This window comes from Pseudomonas sp. LH1G9, from assembly GCF_002949975.1.
Lineage (GTDB): Bacteria > Pseudomonadota > Gammaproteobacteria > Pseudomonadales > Pseudomonadaceae > Aquipseudomonas > Aquipseudomonas veronii.
Genome location: NZ_CP026880.1, coordinates 5,531,828 through 5,546,850, shown reverse-complemented (window position 1 = coordinate 5,546,850; position 15,023 = coordinate 5,531,828). Strand labels below are relative to the sequence as shown.

14 protein-coding genes are annotated in these 15,023 nt (G+C 61.8%); 5 read left to right on the top strand and 9 right to left on the bottom strand.

The genetic code is table 11. The features are described from left to right. Positions 1-4 precede the first annotated feature (4 nt). A complete protein-coding gene (locus C5F70_RS25560) occupies positions 5-1,408 on the top strand; it encodes a NorM family multidrug efflux MATE transporter (protein ID WP_017846029.1) in 1,404 nt (467 codons plus the stop codon). 50 nt (positions 1,409-1,458) lie between these two features. On the opposite strand, the gene C5F70_RS25555 is transcribed toward C5F70_RS25560, so the two are convergent. Further along, the gene (locus C5F70_RS25555) at positions 1,459-3,123 is read right to left on the bottom strand and encodes a bifunctional diguanylate cyclase/phosphodiesterase (RefSeq protein ID WP_017846030.1); all 1,665 of its coding nucleotides are present in this window, start codon (positions 3,121-3,123) and stop codon (positions 1,459-1,461) included. A 255-nt stretch (positions 3,124-3,378) separates the two neighbouring features. On the opposite strand from C5F70_RS25555, the gene rep reads away from it, so the two are divergent. Beyond that, positions 3,379-5,388 (top strand): DNA helicase Rep, encoded by a 2,010-nt coding sequence (rep, locus tag C5F70_RS25550; protein WP_017846031.1) that lies wholly within the window; start codon positions 3,379-3,381, stop codon positions 5,386-5,388. A 58-nt stretch (positions 5,389-5,446) separates the two neighbouring features. Beyond that, a complete protein-coding gene (locus C5F70_RS25545) occupies positions 5,447-6,019 on the top strand; it encodes a xanthine phosphoribosyltransferase (RefSeq protein WP_017846032.1) in 573 nt (190 codons plus the stop codon). Positions 6,020-6,149: 130 nt separating this feature from the next. Here the strand turns inward: C5F70_RS25545 and C5F70_RS25540 are convergent, their stop codons facing one another. From C5F70_RS25540 to dadA, 6 genes are all read right to left on the bottom strand, one after another. Beyond that, positions 6,150-8,072 carry an acetyl-CoA hydrolase/transferase C-terminal domain-containing protein gene (locus tag C5F70_RS25540; protein ID WP_104904249.1) on the bottom strand — a complete coding sequence of 641 codons (1,923 nt, stop codon included), beginning with the start codon at positions 8,070-8,072 and terminating at the stop codon, positions 6,150-6,152. Positions 8,073-8,208: 136 nt separating this feature from the next. After that, complete coding sequence (locus tag C5F70_RS25535; protein ID WP_026139909.1) at positions 8,209-8,622, bottom strand: cytochrome c5 family protein; 414 nt, start codon at positions 8,620-8,622, stop codon at positions 8,209-8,211. A 181-nt stretch (positions 8,623-8,803) separates the two neighbouring features. Continuing rightward, positions 8,804-9,352: a cupin domain-containing protein gene (locus C5F70_RS25530; protein ID WP_017846035.1), complete on the bottom strand. Its 549-nt coding sequence runs from the start codon at positions 9,350-9,352 to the stop codon at positions 8,804-8,806. A gap of 116 nt (positions 9,353-9,468) precedes the next feature. Next, positions 9,469-10,542 (bottom strand): alanine racemase, encoded by a 1,074-nt coding sequence (gene alr / locus C5F70_RS25525; RefSeq protein WP_104904248.1) that lies wholly within the window; start codon positions 10,540-10,542, stop codon positions 9,469-9,471. 78 nt (positions 10,543-10,620) lie between these two features. Next, positions 10,621-10,974 carry a RidA family protein gene (locus C5F70_RS25520; RefSeq protein WP_017846037.1) on the bottom strand — a complete coding sequence of 118 codons (354 nt, stop codon included), beginning with the start codon at positions 10,972-10,974 and terminating at the stop codon, positions 10,621-10,623. Further along, positions 10,946-12,247, bottom strand: a complete 1,302-nt coding sequence (gene dadA, locus C5F70_RS25515; RefSeq protein ID WP_017846038.1) for a D-amino acid dehydrogenase — start codon at positions 12,245-12,247, stop codon at positions 10,946-10,948. The genes C5F70_RS25520 and dadA overlap by 29 nt, the downstream gene beginning before the upstream one ends. 155 nt (positions 12,248-12,402) lie before the next feature. Here dadA and C5F70_RS25510 point away from each other — a divergent pair, with 155 nt between their 5' ends. Then, positions 12,403-12,891 (top strand): Lrp/AsnC ligand binding domain-containing protein, encoded by a 489-nt coding sequence (locus tag C5F70_RS25510; RefSeq protein WP_017846039.1) that lies wholly within the window; start codon positions 12,403-12,405, stop codon positions 12,889-12,891. Positions 12,892-12,938: 47 nt separating this feature from the next. Here the strand turns inward: C5F70_RS25510 and C5F70_RS25505 are convergent, their stop codons facing one another. Beyond that, positions 12,939-13,292, bottom strand: a complete 354-nt coding sequence (locus C5F70_RS25505; protein ID WP_017135860.1) for a YkgJ family cysteine cluster protein — start codon at positions 13,290-13,292, stop codon at positions 12,939-12,941. Positions 13,293-13,406: 114 nt separating this feature from the next. Between C5F70_RS25505 and C5F70_RS25500 the strand changes: the two genes are divergently transcribed. Continuing rightward, the gene (locus C5F70_RS25500; RefSeq protein ID WP_046381651.1) at positions 13,407-14,699 is read left to right on the top strand and encodes an FAD-binding oxidoreductase; all 1,293 of its coding nucleotides are present in this window, start codon (positions 13,407-13,409) and stop codon (positions 14,697-14,699) included. Between the two features lies 1 nt (position 14,700). Here C5F70_RS25500 and C5F70_RS25495 read toward each other — a convergent pair whose 3' ends face one another. After that, on the bottom strand, positions 14,701-14,925 hold the full coding sequence (locus tag C5F70_RS25495; protein ID WP_017846042.1) for a DUF1127 domain-containing protein: 225 nt from the start codon (positions 14,923-14,925) through the stop codon (positions 14,701-14,703). Between the last annotated feature and the right edge of the window lie 98 nt (positions 14,926-15,023).

The following is a 15,023-nucleotide window of genomic DNA, read 5'->3' as shown; positions in this document are numbered from 1 at the left end:
CGTGATGATCATGCAACATCCGGCACGTACCGAACTCTGGGCCATTCTGCGGCTGTCAGGGCCGTTGATTGCCTCACAGTTGGCGCACATGCTGATGGTGCTGACCGACACCCTGATGATGGCCCGCCTGAGCCCCGAGGCCCTGGCCGGCGGTGGCCTGGGCGCGGCGAGCTACTCGTTCGTGGCGATTTTCTGCATCGGCGTGATTGCTGCCGTGGGCACCCTGGTCGCCATCCGCCACGGCGCGGGCGATATCGACGGCGCCACCCGCCTGACCCAGGCCGGGCTGTGGCTCGCCTGGCTGATGGCCTTGGCGGCGGCGCTGCTGCTGTGGAACCTCAAGCCGGTGCTGCTGATGTTCGGCCAGACCGAAACCAACGTGGACGCGGCGGGGCAATTCCTTACGATCCTGCCGTTCGCCCTGCCCGGCTACCTGAGTTTCATGGCCCTGCGCGGCTTCACCAGCGCGATCGGCAAGGCCACACCGGTGATGGTGATCAGTCTCGGCGGCACAGTGGTCAACTACCTGCTCAACCACGCGTTGATCGAGGGCATGTTCGGCCTGCCGAAACTCGGCTTGATGGGCATCGGCCTGGTCACGGCCATCGTCGCCAATGGCATGGCGCTGGCACTGATGGCGTACATCCGCAGCAACCGCGCGTACTCGGCCTACCCGCTGAGCGCAGGCCTGTTGCGTCTGAACACCCACTACTTGCGCGAGCTGTGGCGGCTGGGCCTGCCGATTGGCGGCACCTACGCGGTGGAAGTCGGGTTGTTTGCCTTCGCGGCGCTGTGCATGGGCACCATGGGCAGTACGCAATTGGCGGCGCATCAGATCGCGCTGCAAATCGTCTCGGTGGCGTTCATGGTGCCGGCGGGGATGTCCTACGCGGTGACCATGCGTATCGGCCAGCACTATGGCGCCGGGCAACTGCTGCAGGCGCGCATGGCGGGGCGTGTCGGCATCGGCTTTGGCGCGGCGGTGATGTTGGGATTTGCCGCGGTGCTGTGGCTGTATTCCGATCCGCTGGTCGGGCTGTTCCTCGACCATAACGACCCGGCATTCCACGAGGTGATCGTGCTCGCCGTCAGCCTGCTGGCCGTGGCGGCCTGGTTCGAGCTGTTCGACGGCGTGCAGACCATCGCCATGGGCTGCATCCGTGGGCTCAAGGACGCCAAGACCACCTTCCTGGTGGGCCTGGGTTGCTATTGGCTGATCGGTGCGCCAGCGGCTTGGTGGATGGCCTTCACCCTGGGCTGGGGGCCGACCGGCGTGTGGTGGGGCCTGGCGCTGGGCCTGGCCTGTGCGGCGATCAGCCTGACCTGTGCGTTCGAGGCGAAGATGAAGCGCATGATTCGGCAGGAGCCAGACGCTCAACGCTCATTCCATGCCGCGCAGACCGACTAGAAGTCTTGCGCGGTTGAAATGTGGGGGTGGGTTGGCAAGAAAAGGATGAGCTAGCCCAACAAAGCCTGCTGGTCCTTGCCGAACGTCAGGTAGTCCACCAACTCCGGCAATGGCAGCGGTTTGCTGATCAGGTAACCCTGGGCCTGGTCGCAACCGAACAAACGTAACAGCGCCAGTTGTTCCGCGGTTTCCACGCCTTCGGCCACCACTTCCAGGTTGAGGTTGTGGGCCAGGTTGATCATGGCGTGGACCAGCTTGCGGTTTTCTTCACGCTCTTCCATGCCGCCGACGAAACTCTTGTCGATCTTCAACAAGGCAATCGGCAGGCTGTTGAGGTGGACGAACGATGAGAAGCCGGTGCCGAAGTCGTCGAGGGAAAAGCGCACACCGAGGCGACCGAGGGCGTCCATGGTCTGCTTGACCAGGTCACTGCGGCGCATCACGGCGGTTTCGGTCAGCTCGAATTCCAGCCACTGCGCATCCACCCCGCGCTCGACAATCAGCCGGCTGAGGGTCGAGAGCAGTTGGCTATCCTGGAACTGGCGGAACGACAGGTTGACCGCCATATGCAGCGGCGGCAGGCCGCGTTCGCGCAGGTCCTGCATGTCGCGCAGGGCCCGGGAGATCACCCAGTAACCCAGCGGTACGATCAACCCACTCTGTTCGGCCAGCGGCACGAATTCGCTGGGCGGCAACAGGCCGCGCTCGCCGTGGCGCCAGCGCACCAGGGCTTCGAGGCCGACGATATGGCCGTCGTCCAGGTCGAGGCGCGGCTGGTAGTGCAGTTCCAGTTCGTCGCGACGCAGCGCGCGGCGCAATTCGCTTTCCAGGTCGGCCAGGCTGCGGGCGTTGCGGTTGATGCGTTCGTTGAAGATATGAAAGGTGCAGCCCTGGGTGCTTTTGGCTTGCTGCATGGCGATATGGGCATGCCACATCAACGGGTCGGCGCCGGCACGCGCGCGGGCATGCGCGACGCCCAGGCTGCAACCGATCAGCAGGCTCTCGCCATCCACCCAATACGGTTCGGCCATGGCTTCGGTGATGCGCTCGGCCATCCATTCGGCACGCTGGGGCGCGCGGCGGGTGTCGATCAGCAAGGCAAACTCATCGCTGCCCAGGCGCGCCAGTTGGTCGCCGGCTTCGAGCTGGCTCTTGAGCCGCGAGACCACTTGCAGGATCAGCCGGTCGCCGGCCTGGTGGCCGAGGGCATCGTTGGCGTGGCGGAAGTTGTCGAGGTCCAGGTGGCCCAGGGCCAGGCCGCGCCCTTCGTTGTCTGCCAGGCGTGCGGCCAACAGGGTCTGGAAGCCCTGGCGGTTGGCGATACCGGTCAGCGGGTCTTGTTCGGCCAGGCGCTGCAAGGTGTTTTCCAGCACGCCACGTTCGCGCACATGGCGCAGGCAGCGGCGCAGGGTGTCGGCGTCCATGGCAAGACGGATCAGCCAGTCACTGACTCCCAGGGGCGCCACCAACGGCTCCTGTTCCAGCAACAACACGCACGGCAAGCTGCAACGGCCCGGGCCGGGTTGCAGGTTGGGCGTGGTCAACAGCACGGCGCTGTGGTCGTCATCGAACAGACGACTCACCGAGTCCCAGTTGGGCGCGCTGATCAGCACAGCCCCGTCGCCCATCGGCACCAGGCACTCGCGCAACAATGCTGCCCACTCAGGCGTATCGGCCAGTAGCAGCAAACGCAAGGGTTCGACAGGCGTGGACAAGCTAGCTCCCTAGACTCTGCAAGATTTCGTTGGCGGCAAGTATTATGACGTCAGGTCGAGCATTCACAAATGATAAAAGTTATCAAATACGAGCAGTACGCACAAAAGTCGCAAATACCCCCACATCCTGCGGCAAAGTAGCAAAAGCGGCAAATTTAGATCGAGTGGTACGTCACACCGTCGATCCAAGGCAGCAGAATCTCACCAGCCTGTTAAAATGCCCGCCCTTTTGAACAACGACTCCCTGAACTCTGTATGTCCCGACTCAATCCCCGGCAGCAAGAAGCCGTGAACTACGTCGGCGGCCCTCTATTGGTGCTCGCCGGTGCTGGCTCCGGCAAGACCAGCGTGATCACCCGCAAGATCGCGCACCTGATCCAGAACTGCGGCATCCGCGCCCAGTACATCGTCGCCATGACCTTTACCAATAAGGCGGCGCGGGAAATGAAAGAGCGGGTCGGCACCCTGCTCAAGGGTGGCGAAGGCCGCGGCCTCACGGTGTGTACGTTCCACAACCTGGGGCTGAACATCATCCGCAAGGAGCATGCGCGGCTGGGCTACAAGCCGGGTTTCTCGATCTTCGACGAGACCGACGTCAAAGCCCTGATGACCGACATCATGCAGAAGGAATACGCGGGCGACGACGGCGTCGACGAGATCAAGAACATGATCGGCGCCTGGAAAAACGACCTGGTCCTGCCGCCCGAAGCCCTGGAAAACGCGCGCAACCCCAAGGAACAGACCGCCGCCATCGTCTACACCCACTACCAGCGCACGCTCAAGGCGTTCAACGCGGTGGACTTCGACGACCTGATCCTGCTGCCGGTGAAGCTGTTCCAGGAACACGCCGACATCCTCGAGAAGTGGCAGAACAAGGTACGTTACCTGCTGGTGGACGAATACCAGGACACCAACGCCAGCCAGTACCTGCTGGTGAAGTTGCTGATCGGCAAGCGCAACCAGTTCACCGTGGTGGGCGACGACGACCAGTCGATCTACGCCTGGCGCGGCGCCCGCCCGGAAAACCTGATGCTGCTCAAGGACGACTATCCGTCCCTGAAAGTGGTGATGCTGGAACAGAACTACCGCTCCACCAGCCGCATCCTGCGCTGCGCCAACGTGCTGATCTCGAACAACCCCCACGAGTTTGAAAAACAACTGTGGAGCGAGATGGGCCATGGCGACGAGATCCGCGTGATCCGCTGCCGCAACGAAGACGCCGAAGCCGAGCGCGTGGCCGTGGAAATCCTCAGCCTGCACCTGCGTACCGACCGGCCCTACAGCGACTTCGCGATCCTCTATCGCGGCAACTACCAGGCCAAGCTGATCGAGCTGAAACTGCAGCACCATCAGGTGCCGTATCGTCTGTCCGGCGGCAACAGCTTTTTCGGACGCCAGGAAGTCAAAGACCTGATGGCCTACTTCCGCCTGATCGTCAACCCGGACGACGACAACGCCTTCCTGCGCGTGATCAACGTACCGCGTCGGGAAATCGGCTCGACCACCCTGGAAAAACTCGGCAACTACGCCACCGAACGCAAGATCTCGATGTACGCCGCCACCGACGAAATCGGCCTGGGCGAACACCTGGACACGCGCTTCACCGATCGCCTGTCGCGCTTCAAGCGCTTCATGGACAAAGTGCGCGAGCAATGCGCCGGTGAAGACCCGATCAGCGCCCTGCGCAGCATGGTCATGGACATCGACTATGAAAACTGGCTGCGCACCAACAGTTCCAGCGACAAGGCCGCGGACTACCGCATGGGCAACGTCTGGTTCCTGATCGAAGCGTTGAAGAACACCCTGGAAAAAGACGAAGACGGCGAAATGACCGTCGAAGACGCCATCGGCAAGCTGGTGCTGCGCGACATGCTCGAGCGCCAGCAAGAAGAGGAAGACGGCGCCGAAGGTGTACAGATGATGACCTTGCATGCGTCCAAGGGCCTGGAATTTCCCTACGTGTTCATCATGGGCATGGAAGAGGAAATCCTCCCGCACCGCTCCAGCATCGAAGCCGACACCATCGAGGAAGAACGGCGCCTGGCCTACGTGGGCATTACCCGCGCGCGCCAGACATTGGCCTTCACCTTTGCCGCCAAGCGCAAGCAATACGGCGAAATCATCGATTGCGCCCCCAGCCGGTTCCTCGACGAACTGCCGCCGGACGACCTGGCCTGGGAAGGCAACGACGACACCCCGACCGAGGTCAAGGCCGTTCGCGGCAACACCGCCCTGGCGGATATTCGCGCGATGTTAAAGCGCTAGAATTGACTATTTTTTAATCTACTTTCGGCGCACCGTGCGCCATTAGAGGAAGCGTTCCGTGGAAGCACTGCACAAGAAAATTCGCGAAGAAGGCGTCGTGCTTTCCGATCAGGTACTCAAAGTCGACGCCTTTCTGAACCATCAGATCGACCCGGCGCTGATGAAACTGATCGGCGACGAATTCGCCGCGCTGTTCAAGGATTCGGGGATCACCAAGATCGTCACCATCGAAGCCTCGGGGATCGCCCCGGCAATCATGACCGGGCTGAACCTCGGCGTGCCGGTGATCTTCGCCCGTAAGCAACAGTCCCTGACCCTGACCGAAAACCTGCTGTCGGCAACGGTGTATTCCTTCACCAAGAAAGTCGAAAGCACCGTAGCGATCTCGCCGCGCCACCTGACCAGCAGCGACCGCGTGCTGATCATCGATGACTTCCTGGCCAACGGGAAGGCGTCCCAGGCGCTGATCTCGATCATCAAGCAGGCCGGTGCCACCGTTGCCGGCCTGGGGATCGTGATCGAGAAGTCGTTCCAGGGCGGGCGTGCCGAGCTGGATGCGCAGGGTTATCGGGTTGAGTCGCTGGCGCGCGTGAAGTCGCTGAGCGGTGGTGTCGTCACCTTCATCGAGTAATCGCTGACGGAACCCGGTTAAAACTGTGGGAGGGGCGGTGCGACGATTCGACTTGCCCCCGATAGCAGTGGCTCAGCCAACACATTTGTGTGACTGATACACCGCTATCGGGGCAAGCCCCCTCCTACATTTAGTGCGCGGTGGCCTGGAGGCCGGCGAGCAATAGCCGCTGATACACGTCCTCTTTGAGCCCTTCCGGCTGGTCCAATCCCATCCGCTTCAGATGCTCGGGAAACGCCTCCGGCTCCGGTGCATCCAGCGCCGCCTTGCCCAGGTCGAAAATCTCGCTCAGCTTGAATTTGCTCTTGAGCCAGTTCAACCCGCGCAACAAGTCCCGTTCGACATCCGTGAAGTCGGTGCCCAGCGGATACTCCGGAAACAACCGGCGATGCCGGGCCTGAAGGCTCTGGAGCCGCTGCGGAGTGTTGTCGGTAAAGCGCGGGTCCAGCTGGAAATCCCGGGGTAGCTTGCCGGCCTCTTGCGCCTGCTCGATCAAGTCGCCCTGGAACCTGGAGTCGGTGATGTTGAGCAACGCCTCAATTACCTTGGCATCGGTCTGACCGCGCAAGTCGGCAATTCCGTATTCGGTGATGACAATGTCCCGCAGGTGCCGTGGGATCGTGCAATGGCCGTACTCCCACACGATATTGGAACTGACCTCCCCCGCCGCTTCGCGCCAGCTGCGCAACATCAGGATCGCGCGCGCACCTTCCAGCGCGTGGGCCTGGGCAACAAAGTTGTACTGCCCGCCCACGCCACTGAGCACGCGGCCACCTTCCAGTTGGTCGGCAACCCCGGCGCCGAGCAAGGTCACCACGATCGCGCTGTTGATGAACCGCGCATCCAGACGCTGCAAACGCTTGAGTTCTTCCTGCCCGTACAGCTCGTTGATGTAGCTGATGCGCGTCATGTTGAACGCCTGACGCTTGGCGAGGGTCATGTCCTGCAAGCGTTGGTAAAAACTTCGCGGGCCAACGAAAAAACCGCCATGGATCGAAATGCCGTCGGGCTGGGCCGCATCATCGAGCAGGCCGGCGTTTGCCTGTTCCTGCGTCGCCACATCCGGGTAGACCTTGCGCCGCACAATCCCCGCATCCGCCAGCACCAGCAGGCCGTTGACGAACATTTCGCTGCAACCATAAAGGCCTTTGGCAAACGGCTCGACGCCCCCTTCACGGCTGATCAGCGCCGCCCAGCGGTACACATCGAGGTCGGTCAGCAGCAGCCGATAGGCTTCGTTATCGGCCTGGCGCGCAAGCAAGGCGGCGGTCAGCGCATCGCCCATCGAACCGATACCGATCTGCAAGGTGCCGCCATCGCGTACCAGGGTACTGGCATGCAGGCCGATAAAGTGGTCCTGGAAACCCACCGGCATATTCGGTGTGGAGAACAGCGTGCTGCTGTCCTTTTCATCGAGCAGGTAATCGAACGCATCCATGCCCAACTCCGAATCCCCAGGCATGTAGGGCAAATCGGTGTGGACCTGGCCGACCATCAGCACGGTTTCCCCGGCGGCGCGACGCTTGGCGATCATCGGCAGCAGGTCGAGGGTGACATCGGGGTTGCAGCTCAGGCTCAGCCGGTCGGGGTGCTCGGCGCTGCTGGCCACCAACTGCGCCACCAGGTTCAGGCCGGCGGCGTAGATATCGCGCGCGGCATGGCTGTAGTTGCTGCTGACGTAGTCCTGTTGCGCGGATTGGCTGTGAAGCAGGCTGCCGGGCTGCATGAAAAATTGCTGGACGTGGATATTCGCCGGCAGGCTGTCCTTGTGCAGATCGGCGAGATAATCCAGCTCGGGATAATCGCCAAACACCCGCTCGGTAAACGGTTCCAGGAAGCGCTTCTGCAAGCCATCGCCCAGCGCCGGGCGACCCAGGCTCAAGGCGGTGTAGATCGTCAGCGCCCGCTCCGGCAGCTTGGCGATACGTCGGTACAACGCGTTGACGAACAGATTGGGCTTGCCCAGGCCCAGGGGCAGGCCCATGTGGATATGCGCTGGCAAGCGCGCGAGTACGTCGTCAACGGCTTGCTCGATTGAACATAACTGCACCATCCGACCCTCCTGAACATTTCATGACTAGGGGTTGGATAGAGAGTGGCCCGTCTTGGTTGCAAAGAACAGCCTCAACCCTCGATCGCAGGCACAAAAAAGCCGCTCGTAAGCGGCATTTTTGACGAAGATCGCTGGATTACAACCCGGACATCTTCTTGATCGCGCCTTTCAGATCAGCATCCGTGCAATCAGCACAGGTGCCTTTTGGCGGCATGGCATTGATACCCGTGATCGCCTTGGCCAGGATGCCGTCGAGGCCGCCCTGGTGGTCGGCGCGGTCTTTCCAGGCGGCGGTGTCGCCGATTTTCGGAGCACCCAACAGGCCGGTTCCGTGGCATGCATTGCAGTGCTTGGCAATGATCTCATCCGGTGTTTTCGCACCGCCGCCGCCGCCCGCTGTTGCGGCGACTTCCATCCCCTTGCACTCCTGCCCCTGCACACACACTTGGCCAACAGGCTCCAAGCGCTTGGCAATGTCATCATTGGTCGCAGCTTGAGCGCTGACAGCCCATAGGGCCAGTACGGTTGCTGGTGCAGCCAGCATTTTCATAATTAGGTTCACGCGTTCACCCTCAATGGTGGCTATTCACGCCTGCGGCCACGGTTTCGCAGGCGGCGAAAGTATAACGGTTAGCCCGCCTGGCTGAAACAACCCTATTAAGCAAAGGGAGATTCAGTCTCACGGAATACGCTGCGGGAGTCTCTGCAATGCTGGCAGGACGCCTCTTCTGTCAAAAGTTCGCGGGCGTGGCTGCGCTGATTAGTCGCGCCGGCACCTCGAACGGATTACGAAAACGATGGGGCTTGGTGCTTTCAAAGTAGTAGCTATCGCCAGCTTCGAGCACAAAAGTTTCAAGACCGACGACCAATTCCAGGCGACCTTCCACCAGAATCCCGGTTTCTTCGCCTTCGTGGGTGAGCATTTCTTCGCCAGTATCGGCGCCAGGCGGGTAAATTTCGTTGAGAAACGTGATCGCCCGGCTCGGATGTGCGCGCCCCACCAGTTTCATGGTGACGGCGCCGTCGGAGATATCAATCAGCTCGTTGGCTTTATAGACGACCTGGGTCGGTATTTCCTGGAGGATTTCCTCGGAAAAGAACTCGACCATCGACATGGGAATGCCGCCCAGCACCTTGCGCAAGGAACTGATGGAAGGGCTGACACTGTTTTTTTCGATCATCGAAATGGTGCTGTTGGTGACACCCGCACGCTTGGCGAGCTCGCGCTGGGAAAGACCCTTCAGTTTACGGATGGATTGCAGTCGTTCGCCGACGTCCAATGCGGGAGCCTCCTAGGATTCAGGCTTTGTTGTAATTGAGCGTTATCATGGCGACAGCGTTCAGTATTTACAACACTTGGGCCTAAATCCTCCCCAGCACCGTTCGTAGAGGCCGATCAAGCCCCGGAATAGAGCCTTGGCACGCGGCGCAGGTTGCAGAAGATCTGGTAGGGGATGGTCTCGGCGGCGGCCGCGACGTCACTGGCGAGGATGTTCTTGCCCCACAGCTCCACGGTGGAACCGAGGCCGGCCTGGGGCACGTCGGTGAGGTCGACGCACAGCATGTCCATGGACACGCGGCCGAGCAACTGGCTGCGCTGCCCCGCCACCAGCACCGGCGTGCCGGTGGGGGCGTGACGTGGATAACCGTCGGCATAGCCCATGGCAACCACGCCGACCCGCATCGGTTTCGGCGTGATGAATTTGGCACCGTAGCCCACCGGCTCGCCGGCCGGCAGTTCGCGCACGCAGATGACTTTCGATTCCAGGGTCATTACCGGCTGCAAGCGCGCGGCGATGGCCTGGTCTTCACCAAACGGCGTCGTACCGTACAGCATGATGCCGGGGCGTACCCAGTCGCTGGGCACCTTCGGCCAGCCCATCACCGCCGGCGAATTGCGCAGGCTGACCTCGGCCGACAGCCCCTGGCGCGCCGCTTCGAACACCGCCACTTGTTCATTGCTGCGCACGCAATCGAGCTCATCGGCGCGGGCGAAGTGGCTCATCAATACGATCTTCGCCACCTTACCGCTGGCGAGCAGGCGCTGGTACGCCTCGTGGTAGTCCTTGGGATGCAGGCCGACGCGGTGCATGCCCGAGTCCAGTTTGAGCCACACGGTGAGGGGCTTGCGCAAGGCCGCCTGCTCGATGGCTTCCAGTTGCCACAGCGAATGCACCACGCACCAGAAATCATGCTCGACGATCAGCGGCAACTCGTCGGCTTCGAAAAACCCTTCCAGCAGCAATACCGGCGCGCGGATACCGGCAGCCCGCAGCTCCAGTGCTTCCTCGATACAGGCCACGGCAAAACCATCGGCCTCGGCTTCCAGCGCCTGGGCCACGCGCACTGCGCCATGGCCGTAGGCATCGGCCTTGATCACAGCGAGGGCCTTGGCCCGCGTGACTTCACGGGCCAATTGGTAATTGTGGCGCAGGGCTTGGAGGTCGATCAGGGCACGGGCAGGACGCATGGCGGCAGGCTTCTAGGCGGCAGAGTGAAAAAAACCGGCACCGACCAACCACATCGGTACCGGGAGAGGGATCGTTGCTTAAGGCAGGGCGGCCACGACGGACAGCTCCACCAGGATTTGTGGCTCGCACAGTTTCGCTTCAACCGTGGCGCGGGCCGGGGCGACGCCTTTGGGCAGCCATGCGTCCCACACCGCGTTCATGCCGGCGAAGTCGGCGTCGATGTCTTTGAGGTAGATCGTCACCGACAGCAGCTTGCTTTTGTCGGTGCCGGCCAAGTCCAGCAAGCGCTCGATATTGGCCAGGGTTTCACGGGTCTGCTGTTCAATCCCGGCACTCAGGTCGTCGCCGACTTGCCCTGCCAGGTACACGGTGCCGCCGTGGGCAACGATCTGGCTCATGCGCTCATTGGTGAGCTGGCGCTGGATTGACATGTTTTGCAGACTCCTGGTGGTTGCCATAACGGGAAATATCGAGGCCTTCGGCACTGATCTGCGGCGTTTTCTTGGCCATCAGGTCAGCCAGCAAACGACCGGAGCCGCACGCCATGGTCCAACCGAGGGTGCCGTGGCCGGTGTTCAGGAACAGGTTCTTGAACGGGGTGGCACCGACAATCGGCGTACCGTCCGGGGTGGTCGGACGCAGGCCGGTCCAAAAGATCGCTTCGGTCAGATTGCCGCCCTGAGGATAAAGGTCGTTGACGATCATCTCCAGGGTTTCGCGCCGACGTGGGTTCAGCGACAGGTCAAAACCGGCGATTTCAGCCATGCCGCCGACACGGATGCGGTTGTCGAAACGGGTGATCGCGACCTTGTAGGTCTCGTCGAGAATGGTCGACGTCGGCGCCATCGCCGGGTTGGTGATCGGCACGGTCAGCGAGTAGCCCTTGAGCGGGTACACCGGCGCCTTGATCCCCAGCGGCTTGAGCAACTGCGGCGAATAACTGCCGAGGGCCAGGACGTAGCGGTCGGCGGTTTCCAGCTTGCCGTCGATCCACACACCGTTGATGCGATCACCGGCGTGGTCGAGGCGCTGGATGTCCTGTTCGAAACGGAATTCCACGCCCAACTGCTTGCACATGTCGGCCAGGCGCGTGGTGAACATCTGGCAGTCGCCGGTCTGGTCGTTCGGCAGGCGCAGGGCACCGGCGAGGATGTCGGTGACGCTGGCCAGGGCCGGTTCGACGCGGGCGATGCCGGCACGGTCAAGCAATTCGAACGGCACGCCGGACTCTTTCAACACGGCGATATCTTTGGCAGCGCCATCGAGCTGGGCCTGGGTGCGGAACAGTTGAGTCGTACCGAGGCTGCGGCCTTCGTAGGCAATGCCGGTTTCAGCGCGCAGTTCGTCGAGGCAATCGCGGCTGTACTCGGACAGGCGGACCATGCGCTCCTTGTTCACCGCATACCGGCTGGCGGTGCAGTTGCGCAGCATCTGCGCCATCCACAGGTATTGGTTGATATCGGCGGTGGCCTTGATCGCCAGCGGCGCGTGGCGTTGCAGCAGCCACTTGATGGCCTTGAGCGGCACACCCGGCGCGGCCCATGGCGAGGCGTAGCCTGGAGAGACCTGGCCGGCGTTGGCGAAACTGGTTTCCATGGCCGCGGCTGGCTGGCGGTCGACCACGACCACCTCAAAACCGGCTCGCGCCAAATAGTAGGCACTGGTCACACCAATGACGCCGCTACCCAAGACCAGAACGCGCATTTTTATATCCTCATCGCGGCTTGACCGCCGACGTGTGTTGTTCGAGCAATGATGTGAGCAGTATAAAAAGCAATCACCAGTGCATTTCACTATATAAATGCCTATATTTGGCGACAATTCTTGGCAACAACCCTTTTCACAGAGGCGTATCCCCTATGCGTACCAACACCCAGACCAAACGGGAGCTGGACAAGATCGACCGGAACATCTTGCGCATCCTACAAGCCGACGGGCGCATTTCGTTCACGGAGCTGGGGGAAAAGGTCGGACTGTCGACCACCCCCTGCACCGAGCGCGTGCGCCGCCTTGAGCGTGAAGGGATCATCATGGGCTACAACGCACGCCTCAACCCCCAGCATTTGAAGGCGAGTTTGCTGGTATTTGTCGAGATCAGCCTCGACTACAAATCCGGCGACACCTTCGAAGAATTCCGCCGCGCCGTGCTGAAATTGCCCCATGTGCTGGAGTGCCACTTGGTCTCGGGGGACTTCGACTACCTGGTGAAAGCGCGGATTTCCGAGATGGCCTCGTACCGCAAACTGCTCGGCGACATCCTGCTCAAACTGCCCCATGTGCGGGAGTCCAAGAGCTATATCGTGATGGAAGAGGTGAAAGAGAGCCTCAATCTGCCCATCCCCGACTGACTGACACAACCGGGCCAATGTGGACGGGGGCTTGCTTGCTCCCACATTTAGACCAGCACCTGCCGGGTACTCGCCATGTATTCGTGGATCTGCTTCTCCACCCGCGGGTGAATCAGCTCAACCGGCCGCCGTCCATTGGGGCACGGCAAGGTCTTTGTGGTGCCGAAAAGCCTACAGATCAGCGGGCGCTCGTCATACACCGTGCAGCCATTGGGCCCCAGGTGTACGCAGTTCAACTCGTCCATGGCGGCTTCCTGTTCGGCAGCGGTCTTACGCGGCAGGCGCGACATTTCCTCGGGTGAAGTCGTCACCGGCCCACAGCAATCGTGGCAACCGGGGACGCACTCGAACGAGGGAATCTGTCGGCGCAATGCGCTGATTTTCTGACTGTTGCAACTCATCGAAACACGTACCGAACGGCGAATAGGTGTGGATTCTGCCGCAAAACCCCGCGGTGAGACAGCTTCGTCCGACCGCTGTATCCTGCGTCAAATTTTCCAAACGGGGATGTTCCCATGACTGCCAGCGCCCGGCACACCGCTTCCTACTACGCCGCCAGCAGCCTGCCGCAACCCGACTATCCAGCGTTGGCCGGCGAAACGGTGGCCGACGTGTGCGTGATCGGCGGCGGTTTTTCCGGGCTCAACACCGCGCTGGAACTGGCCGAACGCGGGTTCAGCGTGGTGCTGCTGGAAGCGCGCAAGATCGCCTGGGGCGCCAGCGGGCGCAATGGCGGCCAGTTGATCCGCGGCGTTGGCCATGGCCTGGAGCAATTCACCAACGTGATCGGCACCGACGGCGTGCGCCAGATGAAACTGATGGGCCTGGAGGCGGTAGAAATCGTGCGCGAGCGCGTCGAGCGTTTCCAGATCGCCTGCGACCTGACCTGGGGCTACTGCGACCTGGCCAACAAACCCCGCGACCTGCTCGGCCTCGCCGAAGACGCCGAAGAATTGCGCAGCCTGGGCTATCGCCACGAAGTACGCCTGCTGCAAGCCAGCGAAATGGGCAGTGTGATCGGTTCCGAGCGCTACGTGGGCGGCATGATCGACATGGGCTCGGGCCATCTGCACCCGCTGAACCTGGCCCTCGGCGAGGCAGCTGCCGCCCAAAAACTCGGCGTGCAACTGTTCGAACACTCCGAAGTGACGCGCATCGACTACGGCCCCGAGGTCAACGTACACACCGCCCGCGGCAATGTGCGCGCCAAGACTCTGGTGCTGGCCTGCAACGCCTATCTGAAGGGGCTCAACCCACTGCTGAGCGGCAAAGTGTTGCCGGCCGGCAGCTATATCATCGCCACCGAGCCGTTAAGCGCCGCCCAGGCGGCCCAATTGCTGCCGCAAAACATGGCGGTGTGTGATCAGCGGGTGACGGTGGACTACTTCCGACTGTCTGCCGACCGTCGTCTGCTGTTCGGCGGCGCCTGCCACTATTCCGGACGCGACCCCAAGGACATCGGCGCCTACATGCGGCCGAAGATGGTGCAGGTGTTCCCCCAACTGGCCGACGTGAAGATCGACTATCAATGGGGCGGCATGATCGGCATCGGTGCCAACCGCTTGCCGCAGATCGGCCGATTGGCGGATCAACCCAACGTGTATTACGCCCAGGCCTACGCCGGTCATGGCCTCAACGCGACACACCTGGCGGGCAAGCTGCTGGGCGAAGCCATCAGCGGCCAGCAGCAGGGTCGTTTCGATCTGTTCGCCCAGGTGCCGCACATCACCTTCCCCGGCGGCAAGCACTTGCGCTCGCCGCTGTTGGCGCTGGGGATGCTCTGGCACCGGTTGAAAGAACTGGTGTGACTCAACTGCGCCAGAACGGCTTCAAGCCTTCCTGGCGCGCCTGCTCGGCGGTCAACCCGATATCCCGCAGTTGCTCGGCAGTCAGCTCCAGCAGCACCTTGCGCGTGTGGCGACGGTGCCAGAACAGGCTCCAGCGGTTGCGGGTCGGGGCCGACATCGCCCGCGCCTGCCCCGCTTCGAGTTCCTGGCCGTGTAACGTCAGCCGCACATCGCTCATGCCGTTCATTTTGTCGTCCTCATTTGCTGGTTGCCATGAGTGACTAGAATGAGCGGGCGGACAAAACCATTACAGATTCAACCAAATTTTATTAAATCCATACAGAT